The following is a 26436-nucleotide window of genomic DNA, read 5'->3' as shown; positions in this document are numbered from 1 at the left end:
CCGGGGGCCTTCCTGTGAATATCTTTCTGCAGCAACGGCGCGCGGGCTACCAGGCATTGGTCAGCACGGAAAGCAGCTCGCTGGCGTCACGCACGGGACGCGGGTTGCCTTGGACGAACCAGTCGTCCATCGATATCTCAGCCAGTTCGGGCAGCGATGCGCGCGTGACACCGATGTCGCGCAGACGTCGGGGCGCACACAGCTGCTCAAGGAGCTGATCGAGGGCCTGAATCACCGCATCCGCGGGATCCGCTTCGCGCACCGGCCGGCCGAGCGCAGCGGCCAGCTTTGCGAGGCCGGAGATGGCCGCCTGCGCGTTGAAGCGGACGACATGGGGCAGCAAGATGGCATTGGCAAAGCCGTTGTCAACATGAAAACGGGCGCTGACGGCATGGCCGAGCGGGATCGCGATGCCAGCACCGGTGTAGTCCGTGGCATGGCCGCACATCAGCGAAGCAAACATGAGATCGGAACGCGCCGCCGCCTCATCGCTCGTCCCCATGCCCGCGAGCCCCTGTGCGATCAGCCGCGTGGCGTGCATCAGAAGTCCGTCGGAGAACGGATCACCCGCGAGGGACATGAGTCCTTCGAGCGCCATGGCCAGCGTGTTCAGCGCTGCACTGATGACCAAGGTGCCCGGCGGTGTCTTGAGCAGATCGGGGTGAACGAACACCGCCTGCGCCCGCGTCTTGGGATCGAACAATGCGAGGCGCTTACCGTCCACTGGATCGAGGACGGCGCTGCCCGCTTTCAGGGTCGCGGTCGTAGGCGTCGTCGGCACGACCAGTTGCGCCAGCTTGGGGGCCTGCAGCCGTGGGCTGAACAGCGCGCCATCGCCATTGCGCACCGTGCACAGATCCCTCGCATCGCCCGGCTCCGCCAGCAGAATGCTCGCGGCGCGTGCCGTGACCACGGCAGAGCCCCCCCCCACCGCTACCACGGCATCCGCGCGCAGGCGCTTCAATTCCTGCACCGCAACCTCCACATCATCCAGCGGGCTGTGCGCCTTCACGCCTGCGAACACGCCGGCGCAGCGATCGCCCATGGCCCGGCGAACCGTGTCGAGCGCGGCACCCTCGCGCACCAGCGAGGCGCCGCAGAAAACCACGGCACGCAGGCTGCCCACTCGCGCCAGTTCGCCATGCAGCGCGGCCAGACTGTCCGCCCCGTCGAACAGCCGTAGCGCAGGAACGAAGTGCTGGCCGCGCCGCATCAGAAGGTTCCCTGCGACAGGAATCCATCAACCGGATCGAAGTCCTCGACCAGCTTCTTGCCGACCAGGTCCTTCAGGGCCTCGGTGGCACCACCGCCCAGCGTGCCATAGCGCACACCGCGGTAGATGCGAGAGATCGGGTAGTCGTTCGTGAAGCCATAGCCCCCATGCACCTGCAGCGCCTCGCTGGCCACGCGGATCGCCATCTCGTTGACGAACATCTTGGCAATCGCGGCCTCGTGCGGATTGGGGAAAGGATCGGCCGTCAGCGCCGCGCGATACAGCAGGCTGCGGCCCGCCTCTATGTCCCTGTACATATCGGCCAGCTTCCACTGGATGCCCTGGAACTCGGACACGTGCTGACCACGAATGGTGCGCTCGCGCACGTAGCTGATCGCCTCCTCGAAGGCCGCTTCGGCCATGCCCAGCGAGATACTGGGATTCAGGCAGCGCTGGGTGTTGAAAGCGGTCAGGAGTCTCTTGAACCCTCCTTCGCGCAGCAGCACGTTCTCCAGCGGGACCTCCACGTCGTGGAACTGGATCTCCGCAAGGTACTCTCCACCCATCGTGTGATAGCGCGCCGTCACCTCGAAGCCGGGGGAATCGCGGTTGAGCAGCACGCAGCCGATCCCCTCGCGCCCGGGTATCCCGTTGATGCGCGTGAACACCACGAACCACTGCGCCTCGTTGGCCTTGCTGATCAGGGTCTTGACGCCGTTGACCACCGCACGATCGCCCTTGATCACGGTATTGGTCTTGTAGTTCGGTACGTCCGTTCCGGCGTGCGGCTCGGTCATACACACGGCCAGTGCGATCTCACCGGACGCTACCTTCGGCAGGATGACGCGCTTCATGGCCTCGGGCGCATACGTGGAGATCACGCGGGTCTGGACACCCAGGCTGCTCATCACCCCCATCGCAGTGGGATAGCAATTCTTGGCGACCTCTTCAAGCACAAGGGCTGTATCGAAAACGGGCAGATTGGAGCCACCGTACTCTTGCGGAATCGACATGCCCAGCACACCAATGGCGGCCAGTGCCTTCAGATTCTCCGCGGGGTAGGTTCCGTCCAGGTACTTGATCGAATTGCCTTTGAAATTCTTGTCCTTGCACAGGTTTCGCACGGCACCGATCAGGGCACGCTGGTCCTCTGTGAGAAGCAGTCTCTGGTTGTTCATGTGGGGTCTCCTCTGGTGGTGGACGCGATGTTGAAGCGGCCTGAATGGATGCCGGCCTGAGCTGTGCGACTCGGCAGCTTCGAGTGCGATGCAGTGTAGAAATCGACGCCTCGCGATGTCCATGGCGATTCCTTGAACCATGTGTGCTCGAAATCCGAACCATCCGGTGAGTGCCCCACAATTGGCCACGTCGCCTCGCGCATTGCCTCACGCAAACGCTTGGCGTCTACTACCGTTGGAGACACATCGTGATGATTGACCTTGTTCAACTTCGCACCTTCGTTGCAGTTGCCGAAGAGCAGCATCTGACGCGGGCAGCGGAACGCCTGCACATCAGCCTCTCCGCCGCCAGTGCGCATGTACGCGCGGTGGAATCCACGTTGGACACACAGCTGTTCGTGCGCGCCAGCCGCCGGCTGGAGCTGACCCGCGCCGGTCAGTTGTTGCTCGAGAGGGCAAGGTCGGTTCTGAACGAAGCCACGCTGTTCTCGTCGTTCGCACGCGAACTGTGCGGCAAGATCGAAGGTCGCCTGGTCGTGGCGTCCAGCAGCGACCCTTCGTACAGCCGCATCGGTGAAATCATTCAGTCATTGCGTGTGCGACACCCGCTGGTGACAACGGACCTGCGTGCGCGTCCCTCGTCAGGCGCGCACGAAGGTCTCAAGACGGGCGAACTGGACATTGCGCTGCTTCTCGGTCGCCCTGCCGACAGCAGCTTCAACTACTATGAGCTCAGGACCATCATCTTCCGCGTTGCCGGCCCCGCCGCCTGGAAGGATGAAATCGAAAACGCCACCTGGGCCCGACTTGCTGGCCTGCCCTGGGTGACACCGACCGACAGCAGCATGGCCTACACGGTGATCCTGAAAGAGCTGTTCACCGACCGGGGGCTGACGCTCAATTCGGTTGCGAGCTTCGACAATGCCACGCTGGGCCGCGCGATGCTGGAAGCCGGCGTGGGCCTGTGTCTCGTTCGCGAAGACTACGCCCTCGAAGCCGAGCGACACGGCGACATCGCGCTCTCTCCTCTGGTCAAGGTCGCATATCCAAGCTACATCGCCCACCTGGCAAGCCGACGCGATGACCCGCTGATCCGCGCATTCCTGGACGCGGCATCGGACATCTGGCCAGACCTGCGCCAGGCCAAGCCATTGGCCTAGTGTGGCGACAGGCTGGCGCTTCCTGGAGCATCCGGCAGAACCGTCGACAGGTGCCGGCCGCTTCACAAAATCCGCAGCAAGCGTCCCGGAAATGAGCATGGACATGGTGCAAGGTCGATTTCTAAACTTGTTCGCATAACAAGGAATCGTGGGCCTCGCCGCGTTCCACGGCACCAAGGACCGGAGACATCGCAATGAAACGACGTGACGCCCTCAAGCTTTTCGGATTGACTCTGGCGTCTTCCGGAACTCACGCGCAGCCAGCGGGGGGGCGGTCCATCCGCATCCTCGTGCCGCTGGGACCGGGAACGCCGAGCGATTCGGTCACCCGTATCCTGACGCCCGGCATGGGCTCTTTCCTGGGACAAACGGCCATCGTGGACAACAAGCCCGGTGCCAACGGAGCAATCGCAATGCAGGAGCTCATTCGCTCCAACCCCGATGGGTCGACACTGCTGATGGGCTCCATATCGCCGCTGGCCATCAACGTGGCGCTGGTCAAGAACCTGCCTTACGACCCGCGGCGCGATCTGAGCTGCATCGGCGGCACCTACATCGGCAGCCAGGCCTGGGTCGTCAAGAGCAGCTTCCCGGCGCGCACGTTCGCCGAACTCATCGCGCACGCCAAGCAAAACCCCGCCAAGGTGCGGGCCGGCCACTATTCGTCGCTGACGCAGATCCAGTTCGCCACCTTCAACGGCAAGGTGCCCGGCGGCGAGCTGCTGCTGGTCCCGTACAAGTCGACGTCCACGACCTACACCGACTTCCTCGGTGACATCCTGGATCTGGTCATCATGGACCTGGCAACCGCCTTGACGCAAAGCAAGGGCGGCAAGATCCGGATACTGGGCGTCACGACCCCACGCCGCAGCCCCTTGGCCCCGGATTGGCCAGCGATCTCGGAGACCATTCCGGACTTCGACTTCTCGACTTGGTCGGCCCTCGTCGGCCCACCCGGCATGCAGCGCGAGACCGTCGAACGCATCAACGCGGCGTTGCGCCAGTCGCAGCGGCAGCCGGAAGCGATCAAGAAACTAGCGGAAGGCGGCGTCAGTCCGTGGGAAACAACGCCCGCCGAATTGAAGACGAGCATCGACACCGAGGTTGTCAAGTGGATTCGCCTGGCCCGCGAAGCCAACATCCAGCCCGCCTGACGCGCACGACAGCGAACACGCGACAGCATGCACACCATTTCATTGCAACAGTTGCGGTTCGCGGATCTGATCCGCGCCGACGAAGTGATCGCCTGGCCGCAAGGCCCCGGCGAACCCCTCGCGCTTACAGAGCTTCTGGTCACGCAAGGGCCGATGCTGCAACGCCCCACCTTGCTGTTCGGCCTCACTCAGTCGAACACCCTGCAGCCCGAACTCGGACGCGACTTCAAGTTCCGCGCGCTCAACGGGGCCGGCAACAGCCGCCGCGTCACCGCGATGGCGGAGATATTTCCAGCGCACCTGAGCGCGCTGCCCGGCCTGTTTCGAACGGGTGGACTGCAGGTAGACGTGTGCCTGGTGCAGGTCAGAGCCCTGCCGGACGGTGGATTCACGTTGGGGGTGATCTGCGACTTCACGCGCGCCATGATGCAGCGATCGCGCCTCGTCATCGCCCTGCTCAATCCCGCCTTGCCGTGCATGGGCGGGGAGGCCCGCGTTGAAAGCGCAGACATCGACGTGCTGGTCGATGGAGACGACAGAATCATCGACCTGCCCGACCCAGTGCCCACGAGCGTCGAGCGCAACGTTGCACGACACGTTGCCGAATTGATTCCCGACAGAGCCACCGTGCAGTTGGGCGTCGGCACCTTGCCCGTGGCCGTCGCCGAGGCCCTGCGTGATCATCAAGGGCTGGGTGTCCACAGCGGTGTCCTGTCCGATGCCATCATCGATCTGATGGAACGCGGCGTCGTGACGAACGCGCACAAGGGCATCGATGTCGGCAAGACCGTGACCGGTGGTCTGTTCGGCACCCAACGCCTGAGGACCTTCGCCGAGCGCTCAGGACTCTTCGACATGCGCAGTGCCGACTACACGCACCAGCCCGCGGTGATGGCCAGCCTGTCGACATTCCACTCCATCAACTCAGGCATCGAGGTCGACCTGAGCGGCCAGGTCAACGCGGAGGTGGCTGGCGGCCGCTACCTTGGCGCCGTTGGCGGATACCTGGACTTCATCCGCGGCGGCGTTGCTTCACCTGGCGGGTGCTCCATCATCGCGTTCCCATCGACCACGCCGAATGGCCGACATTCGCGCATCGTGGCCAGTCTCGGCGATCGTCCCGTCACAGCGCCGCGCAGCGATGTGCATCTGATCGTGACGGAATACGGCACAGCCAATCTGCTCGGCTGCTCGTTGCCCGAGCGCGCGCGCCGTCTCGTCCGCATTGCCCATCCGGCCCACCGGGAGGCGTTGGCGCGCGGCCTGAACCCGCTATGAAAGGAATACCCTGTGATGACCGATGGACCGGAGGTCGCCCTGGAGTCTTTGGGCGACGATATCTATCGCATCCGCCTGAGCCGACCCGAGCGATTGAATGCGCTCGGCGTGGGCACAGTGCAGGCACTGAGCGCGTGCGTGGCCGATGCGTCCGCACGCCATGCACGCGTGCTACTCGTGCAGGGTACGGGCCGGGCTTTCAGCGCGGGCGCTGACCTCAAGGAGCGCAGTGACATGGACTTGGCGGGCAAGCTGGCGCACAACGCGGGGATTCGTGCGGCGATCGATTCGCTGGGTGCTGCGCACTGTGTGACCGTCGCAGTGATCAACGGCCTCGCCCTTGGCGGCGGAACAGAGCTGGCATTGGCCTGCGACATGCGCATCGCCGCGGCGGGCGTTTCCCTGGGCCTGACGGAAAGCCGCATCGGTGCCTTTCCGGGCGCAGGCGGCACGCAGCGCCTGCCACGCTTGGTCGGCGTCAGCCGCGCGCTGAGGCTCATGTTGACGGGCGAGCCCGTGACCAGCGAATACGCCCAATCCATTGGGCTGGTCGACGACGTCGTTGCAGCCGATGCACTCGACGCCCATGTCGACAGCGTGGCCCGATTGCTGGCCAGCCGCTCGGCCACTGCGCTAGCCACCATCAAGCGGCTGGTCTATCAGGGGATCGAGCTACCGTTGGCTGCTGCGCTGCAGGTCGAGCGCGCTGCGCTGCCCGAAATCCTGAACTCCATCGACTATGCGGAAGGACTTGCCGCGTTCGCAGAGAAGCGGCAACCCAGGTTCACTGGCGTCGTACGGTAGACCGCGCTGTCGACTCGGCGCAGCGGCACCCGGACGGGCCGCAGCAAAGCTGCTGCCTCGCATCACAGCGTTTTCGCGTAGAACGTTGTCAACTTTTCCATGGCGGCGTCCACATACTTGGGGACCCAGTAGGTTTCGATGTGCGTGGCACCATCGATCTTGAAGAACTCCTTGTCCTTCGTGCCCGTAGCCTTGGCGAACGCATCCTCGCTCATGTACAGGCTGTCGGCCTTGCTGCCTGCGATCATCAGCAGCGGCTTGTTGATTAGTTCGATCTGATGAGTCGCGTCGAAGCGCATCAAGTCAAGCAAGCTGCTGGTGGTGTACTTGAAGGTTGAGTTGGGATGCGCGTGCGTCTTCCAGTAATACTCGTAGCCTTGGCGGTACATCTCGAATGGCAATGCGGCGATCTGTGCGTCCGTCATGTCGGCGTCCCCCGAATAGAGCACAGTCCCGCCGGCCGCTTCCTGGGCGCGCGCAGCCGAAGCCTGTTGCAGTCGCTCCTGGATGGAGTCCAGTTGCGAATCCTCGAAGCCATTGCGCCGCACCCGTCCGGAGTTGAACATGCTCAGCGTCGCAATCGACCTGAAGCGCTTGTCGGTCTGTGCCGCAGCCAGCGAGTAGCCGCCACCGCCGCAGATACCAAGCAGACCCAGGCGTGCGACATCGGCGCCCGCATAGCTGGAGATGAAGTCTGCCATGCCGTGGATGTCCTCGATGCGGAATGCAGGCTTGTCCACATTGCGCGGCTGACCACCGCTCCCGCCCTGGTACGCGGCATCCGCGGTGATCGTGATGTAGCCCTTTTCCGCCAAGCGCTGGGCATACAGGCCAGCGACTTGTTCCTTCACCCCGCCGTTCGGGTGCGCCACCACGATGGTGGGGTATTTCTTCTTCGGATCGTAGTTCGCAGGGGTGTACACGTTCGCGGCAATATCCAGGCCGTCGAGCTTGTACCTGACCGGATGGACGTTGACTTTACCCGGTTCGTTTTTCGAGATCGCGCCGTCGTAGGCCAAGGTGAACGCATTCTTTTTGTGGTCGGCCGCCTCGGCTTCGCCTCCCGACATACCAACCATGGCAGCCATGAAGGTCGCCTTTAGAACTGTGTGTTTCATATGCATATTGCTTGAGATGGAAGACGCGCGCTCCACAAAGATGCTCAGAGATCGGCACGACTGTCGTTCGTGCCTTCCGGGATTTCCTCGTATGCCTCGCCTCGCTTCTTCGCCGCGCTCGGTGCGCTTTTCTCGTCAGTCCAGCTTTTTCTCAGCGAGAAACTTCGAAACCAGGTCGGCAATCTGGACGTTGTTGAGGTCCGACATGGGGAAGTGGGTGTTGCCCTTGATGCCGGCCTCCGGCAAATGCACCACCGTCACATCGCCCCCATGGCGATTGACGACGTCGCGCCACAGGCGGGCCATTTGCAGCCGGGCGCGCCAGCTGTCCTGGGCCGGGAGATCCATGCGCTGTTCCGGGATGTTGTCACCATAGAAGATCAGGATCGGGATCCGCGTCAGCGCCATGAACTGTGGCAAAGAGGTGGCCTCTCCTCGCACGGTGTCGAACGCACTCGGGATGGGCGCCGGCACCTCGCCCTGCGGAAAGATGAAACTGCTGCCAGGCTCGAAGGAGACGATGGCCTTGACCTTGCTGTTCTTCATCGCGGTCAGCCAGCCCGGTCCACCACCCTGCGAGTGCGTGAAGAGGATGCCGGGGCCGACCTTGTCGAACACCGCCGACACCCCGTCGGACACGACGTTCATATCGAACGGGCCGGTGTTCGGCGTCATGGCTCGGAAGAACTGGTTGAGCGTTTCGGGGCTGCGGTCGACCTGCACGCCATTGAAGTAGTTCGGCCACAGCCCGACGCGGAATTGGTTGAACCAGAGTTGCTCGTCCGGAGTCGGCTTGAGGGTGGCTTCGACCATGCTGCGCCCGGCATTGCCGCGCCGCGGCTGATCGATCAGGTACACGCCGAACCGGCGACGCAGGAAGATGTTCTGGAAGCCTTCGCGGCCATCTGCCGTGGTTTCCCATGTCTTGGAGAACTGGCCTGCGCCGTGCCACATGACGATCGGGTACTTCCGTGCATTCACGGGAAGTTGATAGAACGCGTAGGCATGGTCACCGTGGTAGCTCTGCCCCTCCGGCGCCATGGGTTTGCGTGGGTCGAAAGTGCCTTGCGCAGTGACCATCGTGCCGCCTGCGGCGAAGCTGCCTTGCGCTTGAATCATCAAAGGGCCCGCAGTGCTGTCGGGGGCATTGGACTGGGCCGCACAGGCCGCGAGCAACGTCGCCAGGGCAATGGTCAATAGGGTTTTAGTGGCTTTCATGTTCATCCTTCCAATGTGGCGGCAGTCAATGCCTGCGTCAGTGCTGCGCCTGCACGTTTGGCGGCCTGCTCGTCGCCGCTTTCGGCCAACCCCTGGACCAACTGGCGCAGCTGCGCCGCGCTCAGCCCCACCCGCATGCTGGCACTCATGTGCGAGCGCAACTGCGCTTCCACGCCCGGCGTGGCCGCCAGCGCACCGACCGTGGCCAGTTCGCGGCTTTGCCAGTCGAGGTTGTCGCGCTCGAAGATATCGCCGAACAAGTGGGCCTGCAGAAACTGATTGATGACGGGCGCGAAATCGAACACCGGGCCCTTGACGGGAGCACCTGAAATACGGGTCTGGTTGGCCGTGCCCGCCGCCAGCAAGGCTTCGCCGGTGGGCGGGACACGGCTGGGTTCGCGTCCTGGCGCGTCCTGGATGCCGCGCTGCTTGCGGTCCTCCAGCACCTTCATCAATTCCCCCAACGCATTGAGGCTGCGCGGAAAGCCAACGTAGGCATACAACTGCACCAAGATTTCCTTGGCCTCGCCGATGCTGAGGCCTGCATCCAATCCCCGATTCAAAGCGGCGTTGAGCTTGGGCATATCGCTCGTGGCCATGAAGGCTGCGATCGACGGGATGGCTTGCTGCTTGGCGGAAAGTGCGTCGGAAGCCGATTGCGTGGTACTCATGGCTAGTGGTTCTTCCGTGTTTTGGGCGGCGCGGCTCGGCGCAATCGCCAGTACCAGGACCACGGCGGCGGCCAGCGCGACAGCCTCGCGATACCTGGGGGACGTTCTACGGATCATGGTCATTTGCTCCATCTGGCGCATGTTCTTGGCTGCACGCCAACAGGCCACGGCCGCGTCATGTTGAGACGAAAAAGGCAAATAAACGCGTGAATCACGGCCTGTCTTTGCTCCTCCTCGACTGAGAGAAGGATCGTACGGAATGCGGTGGCTTCGAGTAAGCCCGAGATCGCGCATTCACTGCTGAGCCGAGCTCATGAATGGCCGGGCACGGCAACGGGTGCAGGCTCATCCTGAGCTCGTCCCGCAAAGGCGCCTCCGGTCTACTCCCGATATCGCAATGCCTCGACGACGACGGCCATGGCACGAGAAGATTGGCGTCGGCTCGGGTAGTAAAGGTAGTAACCCGGATAAGGCTTGCACCAGTCGTCCAGCACTCGGATCAACCTTCCCGCCGCGATGTGCTCCATCACCATGTCTTCGGGAATGAAGGCCAGGCCGTAGTCCGCCAGCGCCGCCTTGACAATGGGCGAACTGCTGTTGAACACCCATTGGCCGCTCACGCGGAGCTTGACCTCCTGGCCGTCCTTTTCGAAGTCCCACGGGAGAAATCCCCCATGAGTCGGCAGCCGCAGACTGATGCAGTTGTGCTGAGCAAGTTCGTGCGGAGAACCGGGCCGCGGACGCGTCGCGAAATATCCAGGCGAAGCGACGACGGCAATCCGCAAGTCCGGACTGATGCGCACCGCGATCATGTCCTTGGCCACCTGATCGCCCAGGCGCACGCCCGCGTCATAGCGGGCCGCGACGATGTCCGACAGGGTGTAGTCCACAGTAATCTCGACATTGATTTCGGAGTGACTGTGCAGGACTCCGGACAGCTTCGGCCAGAGGATGCTGTTTGCGGCGTGCTCGGCCGCCGTGATGCGGATAGTCCCGACGGGCTTGTCGCGCAACTCCTCCACGGCTGCAACCTCCGCATCGATTTCGTCGAAACGCGGTGCCACGCTGAGATACAGCCTCTCACCTGCTTCGGTGGTGGAAATGCTTCGTGTCGTGCGTGCCAGCAGCCGCACACCCAGGCGTGTTTCGAGTCCGCGAACGGCATGGCTCAACGCGGAAGGCGAAACTCCCAGCAGTGCGGCGGCCCGGGTGAAGTTGCCTTGACGCACGACATGAACGAAGGCAATGACGTCGCTGAAGCTTTCAATGGCCACTTGCAGCTCTCCGCGTTACGCCCCAGTCGCAAGGGCTCATGACTCTTCTGCCGGATGGCGCAGCGCGTCGATCAGCACAGCCATCGCGCGGGACAACTGCCTGCGCTTCGGGTAGTAGAGGTGATAGCCGGGGAACGTCGGAGACCAGTCTTCAAGGACCTGCTTGAGCTGCCCCGTCGCAATGTATGGTCGCGCCATTTCCTCTGGCAAATACCCGAGTCCGAAGCCAGCCAGCGCAGCATGGAGGATCTGCCTTGTGCCGTTGAAGACGAGCTGGCCCTCGACCCGCACGTTGACGTTCTGCTCGCCCTTCTTCAGCTCCCAGACGTAGAGGTCGCCGTGGCTCATCAGGCGCAGATTGATGCACTCATGACCGGTCAGGTCCTGCGGCTTCACGGGCTCCGGGCGCTCCTGGAGATAGACGGGTGAGGCAACAATCGCAATACGCATGTCGGCACTGATGCGCACCGCGGTCATGTCGCGGGCCACTTCGTCGCCCAGTCGCACGCCCATGTCATATCGCCGCTCGACGATGTCAGTGAAGCGAGATTCTGTGTTGACCTCGACCTTGATCTGAGGGTATTTTGGAAGCAGCATGGCCAGCCTGGGCCACAAAGCCGTCTCGACCGCATTTTCTGTCGCTGTAATGCGAATGGTGCCCGCGGGCTGGTCACGCAACTCGCCCACCGCAGCCAGTTCCGCCTCGATCTCGCGGAACCGCGGAGCAGTATTTAACAGCAGTCGCTCTCCAGCATCCGTGGGGGAAACACTGCGCGTGGTGCGGGTCAGCAGCCGGACTCCCATCTTGGTCTCGAGTGCACGAACCGTGTGACTGAGCGCGGATTGGGACACCCCAAGTTGCGCGGCTGCGCGCGTGAAGCTCTGCTCGCGCGCCACTGCAATGAAAGCCAGCAGGTCGCTGTAGTTCTCTCTCGGCATTAATGAAGTCACTTCACAAGTCTTTGCCAATTCTGCCATCTAGTCGCGATGGCACGCGATCACTATATTGATTGCAAGCAGAAGTCGTGCGTCTGCGCGGATGACGAAGCGGATTGCTCCGCCGCAGGAGAAACACATGCAAAAGCGCAAACTTGGAAATGGCCGCCTTGAAGTCTCGGCCCTCGGCTTCGGTTGCATGGGGCTGAGCCACGGCTATGGTCCGGCCACGGGCACACGGCAGGCCATTTCTCTGATCCGGGCCGCAGTTGATCGAGGGGTGACCTTCTTCGATACGGCCGAAGTCTATGGCCCGTATCTCAACGAAGAAGTCGTCGGCAAGGCGCTCGCCTCGGTACGCGACCGGGTGGTGATCGCCACCAAATTCGGCTTCACCTTCGGCGACGACAACAAGCAGCAGATCCTCAACAGCCAGCCAACGCATATTCGCTTGGCCGTCGAAGGCTCACTCAAGCGCTTGAAGACCGAAGCAATCGACTTGCTCTACCAGCACCGGGTCGACCCCGATGTGCCAATCGAGGACGTGGCCGGCACAGTCAAGGACTTGATTGCCGAGGGCAAGGTCAAGCACTTCGGGCTGTCCGAAGCCGGCGCTCAAACGATCCGCCGCGCGCATGCGGTGCAGCCTGTGACCGCTCTGCAAAGCGAATATTCGCTGTGGTGGCGCGATCCCGAACATGACATCCTGCCGACACTCGAAGAACTCGGCATTGGCTTCGTCCCATTCAGCCCGCTGGGCAAAGGCTTTCTCACCGGCGCCTTCGGCACTGGCGCCAAATTCGGCAGTGATGATTTCCGCAGCATCGTTCCGCGCTTTTCCCCCGAAGCATTGCAAGCCAATCAGGCCCTGGTGGACCTGCTCGGCCGGATCGCAAGCAACAAGGGTGCGACAGCGGCGCAGATCGCGCTCGCGTGGCTGCTCGCGCAAAAACCGTGGATCGTGCCGATCCCCGGCACGACGAAACTGCACCGGCTGGAGGAGAACCTGAGCGCTGTTTCCGTGAGCCTTTCGGACACCGACCTCCACAATATCGAAAGGGTCCTCGCGGAAGCCAGGATCCAAGGTGATCGCTATCCGGCCGCGCTGCAGGCACGTGCAGGGCAATAACCCTATGGAGTCCCCACGATGGCATCGACGCACGACGCGGTCCGGCGCACGATGATGACGGCGTTCGCCTCGCTTCCACTGAGCAGCAGCGCAACAAGCGCCGCCCAGCACGGTGAGACGCGGCAAGCGTGCTCGAAGACCCTAGTGGCCTACTTCTCCCGGTCGGGCAACACGCGCGTCGTCGCCGGCCTGATCCATCGCGCGCGCCGCACCGACCTGTTCGAGATCAGGCCCGCACACCCCTATCCCGAAGACTATCTGGAGACAGTCGAGCAAGCTCGCATCGAACGCGACGGCGGCCATGAACCCGCCCTGGAGGCCAGGGTCACCCGAATGGCGGACTACGACACCGTCTTCCTCGGGTTCCCGATCTGGGGCGAAACAACGCCACCGGTGATCCGGTCCTTCCTGTCTGCGCACAGCCTGTCCAACAAGGTCTTGATCCCGTTTGTCACCCACGGTGGCTACGGGCTCGGCAACAGCCCATCCGTTCTTGCCAGCCACGCGCCGAAGGCGCGATTGTGCGACGGATTCGTCATGGAGGCGGATCAGGAGCGCCGCACGATGGATCGCGTCACCGGCTGGCTGGACGGGGTCACGATCACGCAAGGCAAGTAGCGCTCCGGCGCAGGCATCACCAAAGGAGCAAGGAATCATGAAGCATCGCAAGCTCGCAAATCAATTGGAAGTCTCGGCCCTTGGCTTGGGCTGCATGAGCATGAGTGCCCTGTATGGGCCGCCGGCCGACAGGCAAGAAATGATCAAGCTCATCCGTGCGGCGCACGAACGCGGCGTCACCCTGTTCGATACGGCCGAGTCGTACGGGCCGTTCGTCAACGAGGAGCTTGTCGGCGAAGCGTTGGCGCCGATCCGCGACCAGGTTGTCATTGCCACCAAGTTTGGCTTCGACATTGACCTGGCGACCGGTGAACGGCTTGGCGGCACCAATAGCCGGCCTGCGCACATCAAGGCCGCTACAGAAGCGTGTCTCAAGCGCCTGCGCACCGATCGCATCGATCTGCTCTATCAGCACCGCGTCGATCCCGAAGTTCCGATCGAAGATGTGGCCGGGGCGGTCAAGGATCTGATCGCCGAGGGCAAGGTCAAGCACTTTGGCCTTTCCGAGGCGGGCGTGCAGACCATCCGACGCGCACATGCCGTGCAGCCGCTGACGGCGGTGCAGAGCGAGTATTCGCTGTTCTGGCGAGGGCCCGAGCTGGAACTGCTACCGGTCCTGGGCGAACTCGGTATCGGCTTCGTGCCATTCAGCCCGCTCGGCGCCGGCTTCCTGACCGGCAAGATCGACGAGAACACCCGGTTCGATCCGACGGACTTTCGCAACAACGTGCCGCGCTTCTCGCCCGAGGCACGCAAGGCCAACCTCGCCCTGGTCGATGTCGTCAAAGCCCTTGCCGAGCGCAAGAGCGCCACGCCTGCACAGGTGGCACTTGCCTGGCTCCTGGCCCAGGCGCCCTGGATCGTGCCTATTCCTGGCACGACAAAGCTCCATCGCGTGGAGGAGAACCTGGGCGGCGTGGACCTCGATCTGAGCGCGGACGATCTCGATCGAATCAACGAAGAAGTGTCGAAGATCCAAGTCCAGGGCGAACGCCTGCCCGAGGCTGCACTGAAGATGACCGGTCGATGAGCTCTCGCTCGATCACGCAGGCTCATAGGCGTTCTCGCTGCGTTTTTCGGCGCCACCCGGGGACGACATCATGAAGAAGGCAACTTGGCGCTTCCACGCTCGGAAGTTGGCTGGAGGGATGCTGCCCATAGCCCTCGCATCTCCATGCACCGACGCCGGAGAAATTGCGCCAACTGTGACCGAGAAAATCACGACTCGTGCCACCCGGGAAGATTCCGCCAAAGGCGGGCATATGCACTTGCGTACGGATGACCACCTTGCCGACCTGCTGGGCCATCCCGCTTTTCGGGGTTTCAGCCGTCGGATGCTGCCCTGGGATGACCGAGCCTACGACGAGGCAATGCCTTTGCGGAACATCGGCGAACTCCTGCCGTATCACAGCCATGTTGATCCCGACCTCGTTGTCGCGTCGCTGAATCGCATGGTCGATGATGCCAATGCGGGGCACGCCGTTTTCTACGACTTCTACACGGATGCCCAGAAGCAGGCGAACCCGACGCTGAAGAATACGGGACTGTTCTTCTTTCGCGGAAGGCCCGGCGCACCTTTCGCCGTCGTTGCGCCCGGCGGCGGGTTTTCCTATGTGGGATCGGTGCACGAGGGATTTCCTTACGCTGCGGAAATCAGCCAACAAGGATTCAACGTCTTCGTCCTGAAGTATCGCTCAGGGCAAGGCGGCAGGGTGGCCACCGAGGACCTGGCCGCGGCGATTTCGTACATCATCCGCGACGCACACACGCTACAGGTGGGCACGACGCACTACTCGCTATGGGGCAGTTCCGCTGGCGCTCGCATGGCTGCGGCGATCGGCTCGCACGGCACCGCCCGCTTTGGCGGTCTGCCGCAGTCCAGGCCTTCTGCCGTTGTGATGGCCTACACCGGGCACACCGAAGTTACAGCGTCCGAGCCACCCACCTTTGTCGTCGTGGGCGACATCGACGGCATTTCCCCGCCCGCCCTGATGGAGACGCGGGTCGCCGCGCTCCGAGGAATGGGAACGCCGGTCGAGTACCACAAGTATTCGGGGATCGGTCACGGATTCGGCACGGGTCAAGGCACCAGTGCACAAGGTTGGGTCGGCCAGGCCGTTCGGTTCTGGGAAAAGGAAATCAACAAGGCACCATGAGTCAGTCCATGAGAACAATCGCACCGATGAGCGCTGTGGTCACATTGGTCGCCTGCGTGGCCCTCGTGCCCGCTTGCCAGGCACATGCCGAGCCCACCCGCGTCACGTTTCCCAAGCTCGACGAGTTGGTCCATTACACAACGGTCAGGCGCGGCAACGTAACCGAGCACATTTCGACCACACGCTCAGCCCTCGAGGCGATCCAGAAAGGGCTGCCGGTGCCGAACGGCACGCATTTCGTTCTGGCCGACTATCGCGACGAGAAGATCTACCGGTACTTCGTCATGGAGAAAGGTGCTGGCTGGGGCGCTGACTTCGAAGAGCGCCGACGCACCGGTGATTGGCAGTTCCAATGGTTCCAGCCTGATCGCCAGATCAACCTAAAGGAGAACACAGCACGCTGCATGTCCTGCCATGCAGCACAGAAAGAGCGGGACTACCTGTTCACAGCAAGGCGCCTGTCGGAGTTTCGCGGCACGCCCGTCGAATAGCCATCACCCAGAGGTACCGTCCGTTGAATCCCGTTCTCCTGTTGAAGATGGTGCTCGACTGCGTCGCCGCCGGGTTGCTGCTCTTCGCCTTCGCCTACTTCTGGCAAGGCAACGCTGCACATGAGCTGGCTGGCGTGGGCATCTTCTTGCTGGTCGTCGTTCACAACCTACTGCATCGCCGATGGTTCGCCGCGCTTTCAAGGAAACAACGCGAAAGACGCGGGAAGTTCAACATCGCCGTGGCCTTTGTTCTCCTGGCCGGCATGTTGGTGCTGCTGATCACGAGCCTGACGATCTCCGAGACGCTGTTTGCCGGCCTTCGTCTGGATGGCGATGTTTCAGCTCGGCAGATTCATGCCGGTGTCGCCTACTGGTTGCTGCTCGTGGTCGCCGTCCACCTCGGCTTGCGCTGGCCTCTGCTGACGGCTGTCGCCCGCAGATTGCTGGGGATCGAAGGAACGAACGTAGCCCGCACCGTAGTGCTTCGATTGATTGCAGCCGGCATCGCGTTGCAGGGCGTTCGCAGTGCACTCGCATTGAACCTCCAGGCCAGGCTCCTCTTTCAAACGTCGCTGGACTGGTGGAACTTCGAGGAATCGGTTGCAGGATTCTTTGGCCATTGCATGGCTGTCGCCGGCCTGTGCACTTTCATCACCTACTGGGCCATGCAATGGCTGCACCGCCGCAGACGCATGATCGATGCTGGATGCCTGGCGGCAAGAGGACCGGATAGCTGATGAACTGCAGCCTGAAGAAACCGCTGGAAGAATGAACACGAAATTGCCTGTGGCTATCGCTTCCGCTACGGAGCCGGACCCCATCAAGGTCACCCGTGTGGGTGCTCAGCCTTCCAGTGCCGGCACGGGAGAGAACTTCACCGGCCCGGATCCGTTTGGGGGGCGGCATCGTGACCTTCGAGCCCGGTGTGCGCACAAAAGGTCAGCAACACAATATGGGCGGTGATGATCAAAGGCAACGGTTGCATGAGGCGCATGAGCGTGCGAAGACGTCGCGCCGTCTGGACTGCCGCCTGACCTGAGCCGAGAAGGCCAAACCTCCGCGACGAACGAGCGCCGCGACCAAGTTTGCTCTCTCGCTCACCTGCTGATCCGGTGTGCTGCCGAGACTCTTGATCGTCCGCAAAAGCAGCAGCTCGTCTTCAGAAAAAGCCGATGGACTGCTTATTGCCTCATTTCTAAACTGGGTCTCACGCATGAAGGCACCGACCTCATGCCAATGCCCCGAGTGAATCGGTTCGATCGGAACTCCAACCGCTCTGGGTACGCCGGCCAACGAAGCCGGCAGCTGAAGAAGACGCGGAGATCGCCGAAGAGGTGATCTCGACTGTAGCGCCGCCTCGAGCGCTGTTGATTCCAGCTTAGAAAAACGGAGACAAGGATCCATGAAGAAAATAATTCTGCTGCTTCCCATCGTGGGAGCGGCAGTGGCCGCCCATGCGCAGTCGTCTGTCACCTTGCAAGGGACCGTCGACATCGGAGTGAACTATGTCAAGGGCTCCCGAACGAGCCTGACGCAACTGATGAGCGGCGGCAATGCCACCAGCAAGCTGGTCTTCCGCGGCATCGAAGACCTTGGTGGAGGCATGTATGCAATGTATTGGCTCGAGTCCGGCTTCAACGCGGACAACGGGACCTTCCAAGCGTCCAACACGAACAACCAGCCCAGCGGCGCGACGCCGGCAAACGGCATGAGCTTCAACCGCCGATCGATCGTCGGCATCGGTGGGTCCTGGGGCGAAATCCATCTGGGTCGGGACTGGTCGCCCAGCTATGAAACCTACACCGGCAAGTTCGACCCCTTTGCGCTGGGGGTGGGTCTAGGGCTGAACTACGCAGGCGGCATCAATCCGAACCAGGTGCGGGCGTCCAACGCCATCGCCTACATCTCCCCAAAGGTTTTCGGAGGCTTCAGCGTCAACGCGCAGCATTGGCGCGGCGAAAACGCCAGCGGCACTGCGACGTCCGGCGACGGAACCGGTGGCGGGGGGCGACTGATGTACGACAACGGCCCATTCGCTGCTGCAGCGACTTTCATGCGGACCAAGTATGCCGCCGGAAGCGCCATCTACCGGAGCTTGGCGGGTGCTTATGACTTCGGTCCGGCGAGGTTCTCGTTCAACGCAAACAAGGATCAGCAAGGAACTCTCAAGCAGAGCGGCTGGATGGTGGCCTTGACCGTCCCGATCGGCGTCACCCAATTCAAGGGGTCCTATTCCGGGATTCGCACAAACCAGGCGGGCGATCCGGAGGGCAAGAAACTGGCACTCGGTGTCGTCTACAACCTCTCCAAACGCACGGCTGTGTATTCCACGCTCGCAGTGATCCGCAACAGCGGCGGCGGGACCTACGCGTTCAGCGGGGTCACGACAGCGCCGAACCGTTCCTCCACCGGCTTCGACCTGGGGATCCGTCACCACTTCTAGCCGACAGGCACGGGGGTCGCTCCCTGCGTGGATGGATGGATAGTTTCACTTGGACAGTAGACGGCGATGAATCAGCGGGGTCATCTCGTCCAATGAAGCACCTCCATGAACATCTCTCGCAGATCCCTTCTCATCACCTCGGCTTCGCTTGCTCCTTGGAGAAAGACCCTGGCGCAGGAGAACTACCCCCAGCGCTCCATCAGGATGGTTGCCGCCCTTCACGGCGGGTGCAGCACGGATCGTTGCCAAAGCGCCCAATGACGGCCATACGCTGATGATGGGCGGCAACTCTTCGCACGCAGCCAATGTGCACACGCTCAAGAACGCGGGCTACGACCCCATCAAGGACTTCACGTCCATCACCCAATTGAGCATCAATCCCCTGTTGCTGGTGGTGAACTCCGAACTTCCGGTGCACACAGTACAGGAGTTCATCGAGTACGCGAAAGAGCACCCTGGAAGGATGAATTACGCAACCGGCAACTCGGGAATGCTAGTCGCTGCGCAATTGCTGAAGACGCAGACCGGGATCGATGCGCTGGCGGTCAACTACTCCGGGGGCTGCTCCGGCCACAACCGACCTGCTTGCCGGACGCATCAACTTCACCATGAACGACCCTGTCGTTTCTGCGCCTTTCATCAAGAGCGGGCAACTTCGCGTTCTCGGTGTCACGTCGAAGCAGAGACTCTCCATGCTCCCAGACGTCGCGCCTCTGGCCGAGCAGAGGTTGCCCGACTACGACTATGCCTCCTGGTCTGCAATGTTTGCGCCGGCAGGACTGCCTCCGGACATCGCTCGCAAGCTCCATCAAATCTTTGCCAGAGTGATGGCCGATACGGCCATACAGAAATTCGCGAAATCCGCAAGGATCATCCCGCTTGCTTCGACACCCGAGGGAGCTCCATGCGTATGTCCGAGACCAGATCAAACTCTGGGGTCGATGGGCCAGGGAATCCGGTTTGACGCCGAGCTGACCGCGGCGTCGCAACGCCTTCGCCCGTCGTTTTGAAAACAAGGATGCGGCGTACATGAAAAAGCCATGGACGCACGGCATGTCTGTTTTCGATACTCGGAGCCAGTGCACAAGCACACGCCTTCATGAAAACGTGGAGGCCGTCTCCACTGTCTCGAAGTCCTATGCATCCACATCAGAAGTCAGTTCGCTCCAGTCTGCCCTTGCTCCAGACGTGCGGCTGCGATGAACAACCAGTCAATCGTGGAGAGCAACGATGAGCTATCGTGCGCCCGTCAAGGACATGCTCTTCGTCATGCGGCATCTCGTGGACCTTGGCCACATTTCGGCGCTGCCGAACTTCGAAGATGCCAACCTGGAAATAATCGAAGCGATTCTGGACGAATCCGCAAAGCTGTGCGAACAAGTCATTGCGCCCTTGAACGGGATCGGCGACCGCGAGCCGGCGCGATGGAGCAACGGCGACGTGAGTGCCACGCCGGGGTTCAGGCAGGCGTTCGAATTGTTTGCCCAAGGCGGTTGGCAAGGCCTGGGGCATCCGTCTTCCTGCGGAGGCCAGGGGCTACCCAAGCTGGTCGCAGCCGCGTGCGCGGAGATGCTGCAGGCGGCGAATGTCTCCTTCGGGCTGTGTCCCATGCTGACCGACGGTGCCATCGAGGCGCTGATCACCGCAGCCACTCCAGCGCTACGCGACAAGTACGTGCCGAAACTGATCACAGGCGAATGGACAGGCACCATGAACCTGACCGAGCCGCAAGCTGGCTCCGATCTGGCCGCGGTGCGCACGCGTGCCGAGCCGCATCCGGATGGCAGCTACCGCATCTTCGGAACGAAGATCTTCATCACCTGGGGCGAGCACGACATGACGGACAACATCGTCCATCTGGTGCTCGCCCGCCTGCCCCACGCACCACCCGGGGTCAAGGGAATCAGCCTGTTCGTGGCGCCCAAGTTCCTCGTGCGGGAGGACGGTAGTCTCGGCGAGCGCAACGATATCCACTGCATCAGCATCGAGCACAAGCTGGGCATCAAAGCCAGCCCCACCGCTGTGCTGCAGTTCGGCATCGAGGGAGGTGCAAGGGGCGAACTCGTGGGCGAACCGCACCAGGGCCTGAAGTACATGTTCATCATGATGAACGCGGCACGTTTTGCTGTCGGTCTACAAGGCATCGGCGTGGCCGAGCGCGCCTACCAGCAGGCTCTGGCCTTTGCGCGCGAGCGCGTGCAGGGCCGTGATCTTTCTGGCAAGGGCGAGCCTGTGGCCATCGCGCAGCATCCCGACGTCAAGCGCATGCTGTTGACCATGAAGGCGCTGATCGAAGGGGGCCGCGCCCTGGCCTACGTCGCCGCTGCGGCCAGCGACGTCGCCCATCACACGGCCAACGAGACCGAGCGACGCAACAGCCAGACACTGTACGAATTCCTGGTCCCGGTGGTGAAAGGCCATTGCACGGAAATATCGGTCGAGGTCGCAAGCCTCGGCGTGCAGATCCACGGGGGCATGGGGTTCATCGAGGAGACCGGTGCGGCCCAACACTATCGCGATGCGCGCATCCTTCCGATCTATGAAGGCACGACGGCAATTCAGGCCAACGACTTCGTGGGGCGCAAGACCTTGCGCGATGGAGGTGCCATGGCAAGAACCGTGTGCGCGCGCATCGCGGCCACCGAACGCGAACTGGCGGAGCAATCGCACGAGGATTGCCGTGCCATGCGACAAGCCCTGCGAGCGGGTCGACTGGCCTTCGAATCGGCGATCAAATTCGTGGTGGACCACGGAGGCACGAACCCCGCTGTGGTGTACGCGGGTGCGGTGCATTACCTGCGGCTGGCCGGCATCGTTCTGTGCGGCTGGCAGATGGCCCGCACCATGCTGGCGGCGCTGACCTGCAAATCCGGGGATGCGGGCTTCCAGGCCGCGAAAATCGCCACGGCTTTCTTCTATGCGGAAACGCTGATGCCTCAGGCGCAGGCAATGGCGGCGGCCATGCTCGGCGCGGGCGCTGCAGTTGAACGCGTCAGCACCGAGATGCTTTAGGCATCCGACTACGCGCGTGAACCTCGACGATCACCAGCGAAGCGCTTGCGCAGGAAGCCCGCCAACGCCGCGGATGCGCTGTCTGACACCTCGGCTTTCACGACCAGCCCGATGCCCGGCATGGACGCAGTTTGGGGCAGGCGAACCTCTGCCAAGAGCCCGGACCTCAAGAACGGGTCAGCGACCGACTTTGGCATGAACGAAAGCAAATTGCGCTGATCGAGCAATCGCCACATCAGAACTGGCGCGCGTGTGCTGATGTTGTACATGGGCGGCAGTTTGCCATCCCGCAGAAACAACTCCTCGAAGCCCGCGCGCGCGGTCGTATCCAGAGGTGGTACCAGCCATGTGCTCTGACTCAATTCCGACCAACTCACCCGCTTGCGTCCCACTAGCGGGTGACGAGGTCCGGTCACCGCACAAAAACGGTCAGGCATGAGCGGTTCGAACTTCCAGCCATCGGGCAGCGCCTGCGTGGAACGGCAAAGGCCCAAGTCGACTTCGCCATGAAGCAACTTTCCTCCCAGCAAGGCGGGAGGAGCCTCTTCGATCTCCACGACGATCTGGGGATTCACGTCACAGAATGCCGCGATGCACTCGCACAAAACGGCGTGCAGCGCATTGCCTACTGCGCCGACTCTGACATATCCGCGGATGCGCTCGATGTGCGCAGCGGCTTGCCATGCGGAATCATCCAGAGACCGCAAGATACGGCGGCTGACCGGCAGCAGCCGCTCCCCGGCCTCGCTGAGCCGCATCCCTTTGGCATGCCGGACGAAGAGGTCGACTCCAAGCATCCCTTCGAACTCGCGAATCTGATGTGTGACCGCCGGCTGCGTGAGACCCAACGTCTGTGCAGCCTTGTTCAGCGAACCAAGGTCTGCTGTTTCCACGAAGGCCTGCATGTGGCGAAAACGCCCCTTGGCCTGCAGCCGATTTCGCAACGTCGAGGCGTTCAGAAGCGACATGAGATCGATAGAAGTTTCTTATAGCTGAATCGATTATTTCATTGGATTTTATGCCATTTGCTCGCGATGCTTGATCCCTGAACAGTTGCCCATGGCTTCTGCTTCGATAAAAAAAGGAGACATGGAATGAGATATGCCGCGACGCGCACCGGGCGCAGAGACTTTCTGATTCACGCAGCCGCCACACTGGCGTTGTTCCCCCACGTCGCGAGGGCACAGACGTTCACCGACAAACCCATCACCATCGTGGTGCCCAACGTCGCCGGAGGCGCTGCCGACCTGATCGGGCGCTCCATCGCGCAGCATCTGTCGAAGCATCTCAAGCAGACCGTGATCGTCGATAACGTACCCGGCGCCGGGGGACTTATTGCGTTGCAGAAGGTGCTCCGGGCTCCTCCTGACGGCCACACCCTGCTGTTGGCCAACAATGATCTCGTCACCACCTTGATCGCGAATCCCACCGCCGGGTATTCGCTCAAGAACGTTGTGCCGCTGGCCCGCCTCGCGTTGACGCCGCTCGTCCTCGTTGCCCGCTCGAGCTTGGAGGTGCGCAATCTCGACGACCTGGTGGATCTGGCGCGTGCTTCGCCGGGGAAATTGACTGTTGGCGTCGCGGGCAACACTTCGATCGCCGCCATTGCAGTCACCATGATCGAACGCAGCGCAGGCATCAAGCTCCGTGCAGTCCCCTACAAAGGGGGAGCACAGGCTTTGATGGATCTTGCGGGCGGCGTCATCGACATGGTGGTGACTTCGGCTCCGGCCGCCCTGCCCCAAATCGGGACGGGCAAGATCAAGGCCGTCGGTGTGCTCGCGGACAAGCGACTCGATGTGGCGCCAGAGATCATGGCAGCTGGTGAGTCCCGCCATCTGAAGGGAGTGCACGTGGATGTTTGGGGCGGGCTGGTCGGGCCTGCAAGGATGCCCGCTCAAGCCAGCTCCGCGATACAGGGGGCGCTGCCGGATATCTTCAAGGACCCTGCGTACCAGGAAGAGGTGCGCAAGCGAGGCGACCTGGTGACACCGGCCATGCTGGGCGACGAATTCGCTGCCTATATCAGCAATCAGGAAGCGCACATACGTGAAGCCGGCTTTATCTTCAAGGCGGAGTGATTCGAGATGACAGAAGCGTTCGACAATCTGCCGCTACGCTGCGCCCGCGTAGCAAGCGGTTTGGAATTCCACTACGTGCAAGCAGGTGAAGGACTGCCCTTGGTATTTGTCCACGGAGGCGCAGGCGACTACACCACGTGGAGTCCTCAATGGACCGCGTTTTCGGGCCGATATCGCACCGTATCCTACAGCCGTCGATTCAGCCAGCCCAACAAGAATCCGGAACCGGCGGTAGACCACCACTCTGCAGAGGCCGAAGCAAGCGACCTGAGGGACCTGATCGACGACTGCTGGCATGCGCGCCCGGCCATTCTCGTGGGAGCGTCCTACGGTGCCTACACGGCACTGGCTCTTGCCACATCGACGCCCGACAGAGTGCGAGCACTGGTGCTGATCGAGCCACCTCTGCTTCCTCTGGCCGGCGAGACGACCGATGGCATGAAGCTGCGCGACGCATTCGAGACGAAGATTCAAGCACCTGCGCGACTTGCCTTTGCCGCGGGGGACGACGCCAAGGCCATGAAGACACTCGCAGGAGGAATTGCAGGATCGCCCGCCTCCGACAGTTTCATCGATGCTCGGATGCAGGGCCGGATGCGCAATGTACGCGCTATGAGGGTCCTGACATCTTCCAAGCGTCAGTTTCCTCCTATTGATCCGCGGGCGCTGGCAAGCATCGCCGTGCCGACCCTGCTGATCTCCGGCGAACGCACAGAACCTCTGTGGCGCGAAATCTTCATGACTCTCCAGCGGCACATGCCACATGCGGAATCGGTGGTAATGCCGAATGCGGGCCACGCGGTGGCACGCGATCAGCCCGAGGAATTCAACTCCTGCGCGCTCGATTTCCTGGCTCGACACGGCCTGTTATAGCGTATCAACGAGAGGATGATCTATGACATACGTCGATTGCACGATGCCCAACTCTCTCGCAGATGTGTTGACGGACGCGGCCAAGAGGTACGGAGGGAAACGAGCCCTCGTCACCGGCGAGAGGGACTTCACATTCGAGGAATTGGACGCACTGGCCAGCCGCGTCGCCAACGGCTTGACCTCACTGGGGGTGGAGCCCGGCGATCGTGTCACCATCTATGGCGCCAACTCCTGGCAATGGGTGATCAGCTACTACGGCATCCTGAAAACAGGCGCTGTTGTGAATCCGATCAATGTCATGCTGACGCCTGAAGAGGTGCGATACGTCGTCCGTGATTGCGGCGCCAAGGCGTTGATCGCATCGCGTGAAAAGGGGCTGCCACTGCTAGGGGACGAGCAGCACGGCGAGCTTCCGCAGTTGATTCTGTATGGAGCCGAGCTGCCTTCGAGCGTGACGAGTTTCGATGCGCTGCTGGAGGCGTCCTCTGACCGCTTCCAGCCGCCCACGATAACGACCGATGCGCTTTCCACCATCTGCTACACATCTGGGACGACCGGTACGCCCAAAGGGGCGATGCTTTCCCACCGCGCGGTTCTGATGAATATGGCCATGACCGCCCTCATGCACGGACGTACTGCGAAAGATGTGGTGGTCACAGCTTTGCCATGCCCCCACGTCTATGGCAACGTGGTGATGAACAGCACGCTCCAGGTTGGCGCAACTCTCGTACTTCTCCCCTTGTTCAAGGAACAGGCCGTACTCGATGCGATACAAGGCTACCGGGCCACCATGCTTGAAGGCGTTCCGACCATGTACCTGTATTTGCTCGGCCATCCATCGACAGCACAAACGGACTTCTCGTCTCTGCGACTCTGCACCGTCGGCGGTCAGACCATGCCGACCGCAAAGATGCAGGAAGTTGAAGCTGCGTTGGGCTGCCCGCTGGTCGAACTCTGGGGCATGACGGAGCTGGCCGGATTGGGCACGACTTTCGCCTGGAACGGACCGCGAAAACCCGGATCGATCGGTGTCGCGCTTCCCTATCTTCGCGCAAGGATTGTTGACGCGATGGATGCAAGTTTGGAACTGAAAGAAGGAAACGTAGGAGAACTGGTGATCAAAGGGCCCGCAGTCATGACTGGCTATTTCGGCGATACGCAGGCGACGAAGGAAGCCATCGACGAAGACGGCTGGCTGCACACCGGAGACCTCGCCAAGATCGATTCAGATGGCTACGTCTTCGTGATCGATCGCAAGAAGGACATGATCATCACGAGCGGCTACAACATCTACCCTGCCGAATTGGAGCGCGTGATCGCGGCACATCCCGGCGTAGCAATGGTCGCTGTGGGCTCGGTGAAGGACGAGATCAAGGGTGAACTCGCCAAGGCATATGTCGTGGCCAAGCAGGGAGCTGACACCACTGCGGACGACATCCTCTCCCATTGTCGCGCACAACTCGCCGCCTACAAGGTGCCTCGCGCCGTGCAATTCGTTCCGGATCTTCCAAAGACATCCTCCGGCAAGGTCATGCGCCGAAAACTGCATGAACTTGACGCGCTGACGGGCTGAGCTGCCCCCTTCTCGAGTGACCGACTCTCGCGGACGCGCGCAAAGGTCCCGCCATG

25 protein-coding genes and 1 pseudogene are annotated in these 26436 nt (G+C 62.0%); 17 read left to right on the top strand and 9 right to left on the bottom strand.

Translation table 11 applies throughout. The annotated features are described in order from the left end of the window. Positions 1 to 46: 46 nt before the first annotated feature. Genes AC07O3_RS26285 through AC07O3_RS26275 form a run of 3 tightly spaced genes read right to left on the bottom strand, consistent with a single transcriptional unit; the run spans position 47 to position 2750 of the window. Positions 47 to 1213 carry an iron-containing alcohol dehydrogenase family protein gene (locus AC07O3_RS26285; protein WP_093179141.1) on the bottom strand — a complete coding sequence of 389 codons (1167 nt, stop codon included), beginning with the start codon at positions 1211 to 1213 and terminating at the stop codon, positions 47 to 49. Beyond that, positions 1213 to 2391 (bottom strand): acyl-CoA dehydrogenase family protein, encoded by a 1179-nt coding sequence (locus AC07O3_RS26280; RefSeq protein ID WP_093179140.1) that lies wholly within the window; start codon positions 2389 to 2391, stop codon positions 1213 to 1215. Before AC07O3_RS26280 ends, AC07O3_RS26285 begins: the two co-directional genes overlap by 1 nt. Further along, on the bottom strand, positions 2388 to 2750 hold the full coding sequence (locus AC07O3_RS26275; protein ID WP_495340757.1) for a hypothetical protein: 363 nt from the start codon (positions 2748 to 2750) through the stop codon (positions 2388 to 2390). The genes AC07O3_RS26280 and AC07O3_RS26275 overlap by 4 nt, the downstream gene beginning before the upstream one ends. Between AC07O3_RS26275 and AC07O3_RS26270 the strand changes: the two genes are divergently transcribed. The 4 genes from AC07O3_RS26270 to AC07O3_RS26255 all read left to right on the top strand — a co-directional run bounded on the left by AC07O3_RS26270 (position 2643) and on the right by AC07O3_RS26255 (position 6787). Beyond that, on the top strand, positions 2643 to 3551 hold the full coding sequence (locus tag AC07O3_RS26270) for a LysR family transcriptional regulator (RefSeq protein ID WP_093179138.1): 909 nt from the start codon (positions 2643 to 2645) through the stop codon (positions 3549 to 3551). The genes AC07O3_RS26275 and AC07O3_RS26270 overlap by 108 nt on opposite strands. Positions 3552 to 3745: 194 nt before the next feature. Next, positions 3746 to 4705 (top strand): Bug family tripartite tricarboxylate transporter substrate binding protein, encoded by a 960-nt coding sequence (locus AC07O3_RS26265; RefSeq protein WP_495340692.1) that lies wholly within the window; start codon positions 3746 to 3748, stop codon positions 4703 to 4705. Between the two features lie 27 nt (positions 4706 to 4732). After that, the gene (locus tag AC07O3_RS26260) at positions 4733 to 5983 is read left to right on the top strand and encodes an acetyl-CoA hydrolase/transferase family protein (protein WP_093179135.1); all 1251 of its coding nucleotides are present in this window, start codon (positions 4733 to 4735) and stop codon (positions 5981 to 5983) included. A 15-nt stretch (positions 5984 to 5998) separates the two neighbouring features. Beyond that, entirely contained in the window at positions 5999 to 6787 is a 789-nt protein-coding gene (locus tag AC07O3_RS26255; protein WP_093179134.1) for an enoyl-CoA hydratase/isomerase family protein, read from the top strand. A gap of 62 nt (positions 6788 to 6849) precedes the next feature. On the opposite strand, the gene AC07O3_RS26250 is transcribed toward AC07O3_RS26255, so the two are convergent. The 5 genes from AC07O3_RS26250 to AC07O3_RS26230 form a co-directional block, all read right to left on the bottom strand. Then, positions 6850 to 7875 carry an alpha/beta hydrolase gene (locus AC07O3_RS26250; RefSeq protein ID WP_218137537.1) on the bottom strand — a complete coding sequence of 342 codons (1026 nt, stop codon included), beginning with the start codon at positions 7873 to 7875 and terminating at the stop codon, positions 6850 to 6852. A gap of 165 nt (positions 7876 to 8040) precedes the next feature. Then, the gene (locus AC07O3_RS26245) at positions 8041 to 9123 is read right to left on the bottom strand and encodes an alpha/beta hydrolase (protein WP_093179173.1); all 1083 of its coding nucleotides are present in this window, start codon (positions 9121 to 9123) and stop codon (positions 8041 to 8043) included. Between the two features lie 2 nt (positions 9124 to 9125). Further along, entirely contained in the window at positions 9126 to 9911 is a 786-nt protein-coding gene (locus AC07O3_RS26240; protein WP_495340753.1) for a carboxymuconolactone decarboxylase family protein, read from the bottom strand. A gap of 263 nt (positions 9912 to 10174) precedes the next feature. Next, entirely contained in the window at positions 10175 to 11068 is an 894-nt protein-coding gene (locus tag AC07O3_RS26235) for a LysR family transcriptional regulator (protein WP_093179131.1), read from the bottom strand. Positions 11069 to 11104: 36 nt separating this feature from the next. After that, on the bottom strand, positions 11105 to 12007 hold the full coding sequence (locus AC07O3_RS26230; protein WP_093179129.1) for a LysR family transcriptional regulator: 903 nt from the start codon (positions 12005 to 12007) through the stop codon (positions 11105 to 11107). Between the two features lie 136 nt (positions 12008 to 12143). Here AC07O3_RS26230 and AC07O3_RS26225 point away from each other — a divergent pair, with 136 nt between their 5' ends. The 10 genes and pseudogenes from AC07O3_RS26225 to AC07O3_RS26180 all read left to right on the top strand — a co-directional run bounded on the left by AC07O3_RS26225 (position 12144) and on the right by AC07O3_RS26180 (position 21853). Further along, entirely contained in the window at positions 12144 to 13133 is a 990-nt protein-coding gene (locus AC07O3_RS26225; RefSeq protein ID WP_093179128.1) for an aldo/keto reductase, read from the top strand. Positions 13134 to 13151: 18 nt separating this feature from the next. Continuing rightward, positions 13152 to 13751 carry a flavodoxin gene (locus AC07O3_RS26220; RefSeq protein WP_093179126.1) on the top strand — a complete coding sequence of 200 codons (600 nt, stop codon included), beginning with the start codon at positions 13152 to 13154 and terminating at the stop codon, positions 13749 to 13751. Positions 13752 to 13788: 37 nt separating this feature from the next. Continuing rightward, positions 13789 to 14781 (top strand): aldo/keto reductase, encoded by a 993-nt coding sequence (locus tag AC07O3_RS26215; protein ID WP_093179125.1) that lies wholly within the window; start codon positions 13789 to 13791, stop codon positions 14779 to 14781. 70 nt (positions 14782 to 14851) lie between these two features. Then, positions 14852 to 15907 (top strand): alpha/beta hydrolase, encoded by a 1056-nt coding sequence (locus tag AC07O3_RS26210; RefSeq protein WP_093179123.1) that lies wholly within the window; start codon positions 14852 to 14854, stop codon positions 15905 to 15907. A gap of 8 nt (positions 15908 to 15915) precedes the next feature. After that, positions 15916 to 16398, top strand: coding sequence for a cytochrome P460 family protein (locus AC07O3_RS26205; protein WP_093179170.1), 483 nt, complete (start codon positions 15916 to 15918; stop codon positions 16396 to 16398). 23 nt (positions 16399 to 16421) lie between these two features. Beyond that, a complete protein-coding gene (locus AC07O3_RS26200; protein ID WP_093179122.1) occupies positions 16422 to 17135 on the top strand; it encodes a DUF4405 domain-containing protein in 714 nt (237 codons plus the stop codon). Between the two features lie 665 nt (positions 17136 to 17800). After that, a complete protein-coding gene (locus tag AC07O3_RS26195; RefSeq protein ID WP_093179121.1) occupies positions 17801 to 18841 on the top strand; it encodes a porin in 1041 nt (346 codons plus the stop codon). Positions 18842 to 18989: 148 nt separating this feature from the next. After that, positions 18990 to 19400: pseudogene (locus AC07O3_RS26190) on the top strand (Bug family tripartite tricarboxylate transporter substrate binding protein); the annotation flags it as partial. Next, positions 19375 to 19851, top strand: coding sequence for a tripartite tricarboxylate transporter substrate-binding protein (locus AC07O3_RS26185; protein ID WP_093179119.1), 477 nt, complete (start codon positions 19375 to 19377; stop codon positions 19849 to 19851). The pseudogene AC07O3_RS26190 and the gene AC07O3_RS26185, both read left to right, overlap by 26 nt. Positions 19852 to 20071: 220 nt before the next feature. After that, positions 20072 to 21853 carry an acyl-CoA dehydrogenase gene (locus AC07O3_RS26180; protein ID WP_093179118.1) on the top strand — a complete coding sequence of 594 codons (1782 nt, stop codon included), beginning with the start codon at positions 20072 to 20074 and terminating at the stop codon, positions 21851 to 21853. Between the two features lie 8 nt (positions 21854 to 21861). On the opposite strand, the gene AC07O3_RS26175 is transcribed toward AC07O3_RS26180, so the two are convergent. Beyond that, positions 21862 to 22821: a LysR family transcriptional regulator gene (locus tag AC07O3_RS26175; protein ID WP_093179117.1), complete on the bottom strand. Its 960-nt coding sequence runs from the start codon at positions 22819 to 22821 to the stop codon at positions 21862 to 21864. Between the two features lie 126 nt (positions 22822 to 22947). On the opposite strand from AC07O3_RS26175, the gene AC07O3_RS26170 reads away from it, so the two are divergent. Genes AC07O3_RS26170 through AC07O3_RS26160 form a run of 3 tightly spaced genes read left to right on the top strand, consistent with a single transcriptional unit; the run spans position 22948 to position 26380 of the window. Continuing rightward, a complete protein-coding gene (locus AC07O3_RS26170) occupies positions 22948 to 23934 on the top strand; it encodes a Bug family tripartite tricarboxylate transporter substrate binding protein (protein WP_093179115.1) in 987 nt (328 codons plus the stop codon). A gap of 6 nt (positions 23935 to 23940) precedes the next feature. After that, entirely contained in the window at positions 23941 to 24807 is an 867-nt protein-coding gene (locus AC07O3_RS26165; protein WP_093179114.1) for an alpha/beta fold hydrolase, read from the top strand. Between the two features lie 22 nt (positions 24808 to 24829). Next, positions 24830 to 26380, top strand: a complete 1551-nt coding sequence (locus AC07O3_RS26160) for a class I adenylate-forming enzyme family protein (protein WP_256330995.1) — start codon at positions 24830 to 24832, stop codon at positions 26378 to 26380. The last annotated feature ends 56 nt before the right edge of the window (positions 26381 to 26436 follow it).

This window comes from Variovorax sp. GW821-FHT09D05 (genome assembly GCF_059416325.1).
This window is presented reverse-complemented; position numbering and strand designations above follow the sequence as displayed.

What these genes read in the sequence shown, in the direction of transcription:
- AC07O3_RS26260 (WP_093179135.1), top strand. Translation starts at nt 4,733, where the DNA reads ATGCACACCATTTCATTGCAACAGTTGCGGTTCGCGGATCTGATCCGC.
- AC07O3_RS26175 (WP_093179117.1), bottom strand. Translation starts at nt 22,821, where the DNA reads ATGTCGCTTCTGAACGCCTCGACGTTGCGAAATCGGCTGCAGGCCAAG.
- AC07O3_RS26165 (WP_093179114.1), top strand. Translation starts at nt 23,941, where the DNA reads ATGACAGAAGCGTTCGACAATCTGCCGCTACGCTGCGCCCGCGTAGCA.
- AC07O3_RS26220 (WP_093179126.1), top strand. Translation starts at nt 13,152, where the DNA reads ATGGCATCGACGCACGACGCGGTCCGGCGCACGATGATGACGGCGTTC.
- AC07O3_RS26195 (WP_093179121.1), top strand. Translation starts at nt 17,801, where the DNA reads ATGAAGAAAATAATTCTGCTGCTTCCCATCGTGGGAGCGGCAGTGGCC.
- AC07O3_RS26205 (WP_093179170.1), top strand. Translation starts at nt 15,916, where the DNA reads ATGAGAACAATCGCACCGATGAGCGCTGTGGTCACATTGGTCGCCTGC.
- AC07O3_RS26210 (WP_093179123.1), top strand. Translation starts at nt 14,852, where the DNA reads ATGAAGAAGGCAACTTGGCGCTTCCACGCTCGGAAGTTGGCTGGAGGG.
- AC07O3_RS26185 (WP_093179119.1), top strand. Translation starts at nt 19,375, where the DNA reads ATGCGCTGGCGGTCAACTACTCCGGGGGCTGCTCCGGCCACAACCGAC.
- AC07O3_RS26240 (WP_495340753.1), bottom strand. Translation starts at nt 9,911, where the DNA reads ATGATCCGTAGAACGTCCCCCAGGTATCGCGAGGCTGTCGCGCTGGCC.
- AC07O3_RS26215 (WP_093179125.1), top strand. Translation starts at nt 13,789, where the DNA reads ATGAAGCATCGCAAGCTCGCAAATCAATTGGAAGTCTCGGCCCTTGGC.
- AC07O3_RS26170 (WP_093179115.1), top strand. Translation starts at nt 22,948, where the DNA reads ATGAGATATGCCGCGACGCGCACCGGGCGCAGAGACTTTCTGATTCAC.
- AC07O3_RS26285 (WP_093179141.1), bottom strand. Translation starts at nt 1,213, where the DNA reads ATGCGGCGCGGCCAGCACTTCGTTCCTGCGCTACGGCTGTTCGACGGG.
- AC07O3_RS26280 (WP_093179140.1), bottom strand. Translation starts at nt 2,391, where the DNA reads ATGAACAACCAGAGACTGCTTCTCACAGAGGACCAGCGTGCCCTGATC.
- AC07O3_RS26255 (WP_093179134.1), top strand. Translation starts at nt 5,999, where the DNA reads ATGACCGATGGACCGGAGGTCGCCCTGGAGTCTTTGGGCGACGATATC.
- AC07O3_RS26160 (WP_256330995.1), top strand. Translation starts at nt 24,830, where the DNA reads ATGACATACGTCGATTGCACGATGCCCAACTCTCTCGCAGATGTGTTG.
- AC07O3_RS26245 (WP_093179173.1), bottom strand. Translation starts at nt 9,123, where the DNA reads ATGAAAGCCACTAAAACCCTATTGACCATTGCCCTGGCGACGTTGCTC.
- AC07O3_RS26225 (WP_093179128.1), top strand. Translation starts at nt 12,144, where the DNA reads ATGCAAAAGCGCAAACTTGGAAATGGCCGCCTTGAAGTCTCGGCCCTC.
- AC07O3_RS26250 (WP_218137537.1), bottom strand. Translation starts at nt 7,875, where the DNA reads ATGGCTGCCATGGTTGGTATGTCGGGAGGCGAAGCCGAGGCGGCCGAC.
- AC07O3_RS26180 (WP_093179118.1), top strand. Translation starts at nt 20,072, where the DNA reads ATGAGCTATCGTGCGCCCGTCAAGGACATGCTCTTCGTCATGCGGCAT.
- AC07O3_RS26230 (WP_093179129.1), bottom strand. Translation starts at nt 12,007, where the DNA reads ATGCCGAGAGAGAACTACAGCGACCTGCTGGCTTTCATTGCAGTGGCG.
- AC07O3_RS26275 (WP_495340757.1), bottom strand. Translation starts at nt 2,750, where the DNA reads ATGCGCACTGGCGGCGGAGAGGCTGATGTGCAGGCGTTCCGCTGCCCG.
- AC07O3_RS26270 (WP_093179138.1), top strand. Translation starts at nt 2,643, where the DNA reads ATGATTGACCTTGTTCAACTTCGCACCTTCGTTGCAGTTGCCGAAGAG.
- AC07O3_RS26265 (WP_495340692.1), top strand. Translation starts at nt 3,746, where the DNA reads ATGAAACGACGTGACGCCCTCAAGCTTTTCGGATTGACTCTGGCGTCT.